This window comes from Streptomyces sp. NPDC057428 (assembly GCF_042803195.1).
Classification (GTDB): Bacteria; Actinomycetota; Actinomycetes; order Streptomycetales; family Streptomycetaceae; genus Streptomyces.
In genome coordinates this window covers 1-1207 of record NZ_JBHVCT010000237.1, presented here as the reverse complement: position 1 = coordinate 1207, position 1207 = coordinate 1, and the positions used below count along the sequence as shown (strand labels likewise).

2 protein-coding genes are annotated in these 1207 nt (G+C 57.5%); both read left to right on the top strand.

The window, feature by feature from the left end:
• Window positions 1-133 precede the first annotated feature (133 nt).
• On the top strand, window positions 134-400 hold the full coding sequence (locus ACFU5K_RS31985; RefSeq protein WP_384068277.1) for a hypothetical protein: 267 nt from the start codon (window positions 134-136) through the stop codon (window positions 398-400).
• Between the two features lie 7 nt (window positions 401-407).
• The gene (locus ACFU5K_RS31980) at window positions 408-695 is read left to right on the top strand and encodes a hypothetical protein (RefSeq protein WP_384068274.1); all 288 of its coding nucleotides are present in this window, start codon (window positions 408-410) and stop codon (window positions 693-695) included.
• Window positions 696-1207: the final 512 nt, after the last annotated feature.

The window sequence follows — 1207 nt, the reverse complement described above, 5'->3', positions numbered from 1 at the left end:
ATCTGACCGCCCACACCCCAGCCGTTGACCACCGGTCACCGGCCGTCACCCCATGCCCGAAACCGTCACGCAACGCGGTCACGCTGAATGCTTACTTCGATATGTTGGTCGCGCCCAAGGCAAGGGAAACCCAGTGCAGGTAATGAAGGGGCGTATATCTAGGGGGCACGATATCTTTAAGGCCAACCCAGATTTGACTCCTCATATCATCGACGTTCAGATGTCCATGGATGCTAGCAAGGGAGCCGAAGAATTCTTCACGCAGGGATATGCTCAGCGAGGAGCAAATCTCCTCAACAGTCCTGACTCACCTGCACTAGGCTTCTCGAAGGCTGCAAGGGGAAGGAAATCCGTCGAGATGATGGACGCCTTCTTCGATGAACTTATTTCGCGAGGGTAGGTGTCAAATGGATTTCGTAGAGATTCGCTTCGATGGTACTTTCCTGGTTGATAGGGATGATGTTGAAGAGGGCCTCAATGAATCTCTAAAAGGAATTGGAGAGGTGACGGGTGCGGGCTCTGGGGAATTCGGCGCCCACCTCGACGTGGAGGTGGGGGATGACTTCCCCAAGAACGACGTCCTCGACAAGGTCTTCGCTGTTCTGAAGAATCTTGAAATTGGCGATGCTGCCCGCGTCAGGCCAGGGGATGGGGAGAGGTGGATCCGACTCAGTGAGTGGCGATTCGACGAGTAGCCCTGACGATCCAGGGGAATTTCAGAATCGGGGTGATCTTGCGGGGTCCATCCCCTGAAATCGTGGAGGGTTCGCTTGTGCTGCCCGGCACCTTCTGGTCATGGCGGGTTCGAGCTTCCACGATGAACCTTTGGGTCGATCTGGGGAATGAGCTCCACCATCAAAGACGCCTTGGAGTTGGCGGTTTATGCAGATCGACCCCTCAATATGCTTGTACTCCGACCCGGGATTAGAGCTGCGGTCTCGGCGAATTTACTACAGTGAAGTGAGGTCCCCCAGGCGCGCCCTCTACGCGGGGGTGACGGCAGTAGTTGACGGCAACGTCAGCGGACGAAGGTGGGGCAGGGTTCGAGTTCATTGCCGTGGATGTAAGCCGTCGTCGGTGGTCTCCCGGGGGCCGAGAGCGGTGCCGAGAATGTGGGTCTTCGAATTTGATGGGGGTGCGGCGGTGACGGGCGGGCTCGCCGGTCACGCTGTGTGAGGTAGCTCGGGTGGTGGTACCCCGGACGCAA

Coding starts and splice junctions, on each gene's coding strand:
- ACFU5K_RS31980 (WP_384068274.1), top strand. CDS start 408: ATGGATTTCGTAGAGATTCGCTTCGATGGTACTTTCCTGGTTGATAGG.